This window comes from Romboutsia sp. Marseille-P6047 (assembly GCF_900604535.1).
Classification (GTDB): Bacteria; Bacillota; Clostridia; order Peptostreptococcales; family Peptostreptococcaceae; genus Romboutsia_E.
This window is the reverse complement of the sequence record NZ_UWOT01000032.1, coordinates 1-1041: the sequence shown is the minus strand read 5'-3', so window position 1 is coordinate 1041 and position 1041 is coordinate 1. Positions and strand designations below refer to the sequence as shown.

Here is a 1041-nt window from a genome sequence, read left to right as displayed (position 1 = left end):
GACTTCAAGATAAGATTTCCCACCGTAAGGGTAAGACCCCAGGAAGACTACCTGGTTGATAGGTCGAAGGTGTAAGTGCAGTAATGTATTTAGCTTATCGATACTAATAGGTCGAGGACTTGACCAATAAATTTAAATGATAAATCAATAAATGATATGCAGTTTTTAGAGTATTAACTCAAATATTTTTTTACAAAAAAAGATTTAAAAAAAGTATTGACATCTAAAGTGGAAGATGATAATATAATACTTGGCTTGAAAAAGCAAAGCAATTTAATGTAGTTACTATAGCAAAGAGGATACACCTGTTCCCATTCCGAACACAGAAGTTAAGCTCTTTAGCGCTGATGGTACTTGGGGGCAACCTCCTGGGAGAGTAAGACGTAGCTACGTTAAGTGCCGAAGTGGCGGAACTGGCAGACGCACAGGACTTAAAATCCTGCGGGACTTACCTCTCGTACCGGTTCGATTCCGGTCTTCGGCACCAAATAAAGTGGACCATTAGCTCAGTTGGTTAGAGCGCCCGGCTCATAACCGGTAGGTCTGGGGTTCGAGTCCCTGATGGTCCACCACTTTAAGAACTTTGAAAATTAAACAGTAGGTTAATTTATATAACTAATTCTTATTTAAGAATTAAAACACAAACAACCAAGCCAGATATTCAGATAATGATTAGCTGAGCGATGGACAACTTTTATTTGAGAGTTTGATCCTGGCTCAGGATGAACGCTGGCGGCGTGCCTAACACATGCAAGTCGAGCGAACTTCTTCGGAAGTGAGCGGCGGACGGGTGAGTAACGCGTGGGTAACCTGCCCTATACACACGGATAACGTACCGAAAGGTACGCTAATACGAGATGATATATTTTTATCGCATGGTAGAAATATCAAAGCTCCGGCGGTATAGGATGGACCCGCGTCTGATTAGCTAGTTGGTAAGGTAACGGCTTACCAAGGCGACGATCAGTAGCCGACCTGAGAGGGTGATCGGCCACATTGGAACTGAGACACGGTCCAAACTCCTACGGGAGGCAGCAGTGG

At 43.5% G+C, this 1041-nt stretch carries 2 tRNA genes and 3 rRNA genes; all 5 read left to right on the top strand.

The features are described 5' to 3' along the window. Positions 1–127, top strand: a 23S ribosomal RNA gene (locus EIH23_RS16115); the annotation flags it as partial. A 150-nt stretch (positions 128–277) separates the two neighbouring features. Then, positions 278–393 (top strand): 5S ribosomal RNA (gene rrf, locus EIH23_RS16110). 5 nt (positions 394–398) lie between these two features. Further along, positions 399–487, top strand: a tRNA-Leu gene (locus EIH23_RS16105). Positions 488–495: 8 nt separating this feature from the next. After that, positions 496–572, top strand: a tRNA-Ile gene (locus tag EIH23_RS16100). A 122-nt stretch (positions 573–694) separates the two neighbouring features. Then, a 16S ribosomal RNA gene (locus EIH23_RS16095) occupies positions 695–1041 on the top strand; the annotation flags it as partial.